Raw genomic sequence first — 2200 nt, 5'->3', positions numbered from 1 at the left:
GAGCCACGCGCTCGAGGGGCTGCGGCGGGCGGTGCCCTGCCCGGGCTTCACCGCCGGGGCCGCCGCGCTGCCCGGGGCGCTCGCTAAAGCCCTCCCCCGCCCCCGGTCGCTGCCCGGGTGGGTGCGCCACTGGGCGGAGCACCTCGAGGCGGGCGAGCGCTTCGCGCCGGAGGACTGGGCCGGGGCGCTGGGGGAGTGGCTGGCGGTGCTGGCCCCGGTGGTGGTCGGGCTCGAGGACGTCCACCGCGCCGCGCCCGAGGCCCGGGAGGGCGTGCTGGCCCTGGCCCGCCGGGTGAGCCGCACGCCGGGGGTGGCGCTGGTGGTCACCGGCGAGAGCCCGCTCCCCGCGCCGTTCCGCAACCATCGGGAGGGGCCGATGGGCTGGGACGAAAGCCGGGCCTTCCTCCAGGCCCTGGCGGGCGAAGCGCTCCCGCTGGAGGCGCTCGAGTGGCTCTACCTGCGCAGCGCGGGGAACCCGCTGCTCCTGCGGGAGTACCGGCGGCACCTGACGGCGGCGGGCTACCTCTGGCACAACGGCAGGTTCTGGCGCTGGCGCGAGCCCCCGGCGGGCCACTTCCCCACCACCTTGCTCGAGCTGGTGCGGCAGGCGGTGGCCCGGGCCCTGCGCACCCCGCTGCAGCAACGGGCCCTCGGAGCCCGCGCCTGCTTGGGGGAGAGCCCGGACGAGGCCGTGTGGGCCCAGGTGGCCGGGCTCTCGCCCCAGGCGCTGCGGCTCGCCCGGCAGGGCCTGGAGGCCGGCGGCCTGCTCGAGGGGGCGGGCTTCCCCCACCCCCTCTACCGGGAGGCCTGCCTCGAGCTCCTGGACCCCGCCGAGCGGGAGCAGTACCTCCGTGAGGCCCCGCGAGAGCCCGCCGTGGCCCCGCCCGCGCCCACCCGCCGGGACGGCGCCCGGCGCCGCCTGGAGGCCGTGCAGCGGCAGGCGGAGGCGCTCGAACGTGCCGGGGACTACCGCAGCCTGGAGCCCGTCCTGGAGGAATGGGTGCGGGCCGCGCCCGCCCTGGGCCAGGGGCAGGCCGTGGCCGAGGCCCGGATGCGCCTGGCCGCCCTGCACGTCGAGCTGGGCAAGTACGCCGAGGCTGAGGCCGGGCTCGAGGCCGCCCGCGACCTGCTGCGCCGGGGCGACCCCGGCCCTTCGCTGGCCCGCTGCCGCGCCCTGCTCGCCCGGCTGCACCGCGAGCGCGGCCTGCCCGAGGGCCGGCTCCCCGCCCTGCGGGCCGCTCGAGCCGCCCTCGCCCTGGCCCGCTCCCTGCCCGACCCCGCGACGCGGGTGCCGTGCCTGGGCGAGGCCGCCCTCTGCGAAGCCTGGGCCGGCCAGGGCCCCCGCGCCCTGGCCCTGGCCCGCGAAGCCCTGGCCGCCGCGCAGAACCCGGCCCAACGGGAGAGCGCCCTCAGCGCCCTGGCCCTCGTCCTGGTCCACGTGGGCCAGTTCGCGGCCGCCCGAAAGGCCCTGCACGGGGCCCTCGAGCTCGCCGCCACGCCCCTCGCCCGGCACCGGCTGGGCCTCGAGCTCGACCGGCTCACCGGCGGGCTCGAGCGGGCCCGCCCCCGCCTGCGCGAACTCCGGCAGCTCGGGCTGGAGGGCCTGGCCCGCCGTCTCGAGCGCTGCTTCCCGGAGCTGGCCGTGCCCGCCGCCGCCCCGGCGCTCCCCGCCTGCCCCGCCGGGTCGTGCTGCCTCGAGGTGCTGGGCCCGGTGCAGCTCTCGGGCAGGCCCATCGCCGGGGTCAAGCGGCAGGAGCTGTTGCTGTGCCTGCTCGAGGCCCGCCTGCTCGGGCGCTCCGGGGCCGGCCCGGAGGAATTGCAGGCCGCCCTCTACCCCCACACCGAAGCGGGCGTGGCCCGGGTGCTGCTCGAGGACCTCATTGACCGCACCCGCACCGCCTTAGGCCCGGTGGTGGTCGGCACCCCGCAGGGCTGGGCGCTGGGCGCCGTCACCTCCGACGCCGAGCGCTTCCTCCAGGGCGGCCCCACCGCCCTCTGGCGCGGCGCCTACCGCCAGGACCTCCCCGGCGGCCTGCCCCAAGCGCGCGAACGCCTTCACTCCAGCCTCTACCAGCGCGCCTGCGCCCTGCTGGAGCACGACCCCCTCGAGGCCGCCCGCCTCGGCCGCCTGCTGCTCGAGGCCGAACCCTACGACCCCCGCGCCCTCACCCTCCGCCTGCGCCTCCTCCAAGCCACCCAC

The 2200-nt window shown here is 79.2% G+C and carries 1 protein-coding gene; it reads left to right on the top strand.

From position 1 onward, the window contains the following. Positions 1-2200, top strand: a 2200-nt coding sequence (locus tag Mterra_RS22670) for an ATP-binding protein (RefSeq protein WP_119316818.1), incomplete at both ends; no start/stop codon positions are given.

Source organism: Calidithermus terrae (assembly GCF_003574345.1).
Taxonomy (GTDB): Bacteria; Deinococcota; Deinococci; order Deinococcales; family Thermaceae; genus Calidithermus; species Calidithermus chliarophilus.
Note: the sequence above shows the minus strand (reverse complement) of the source record. Positions and strands in the feature narration are given on the sequence as shown.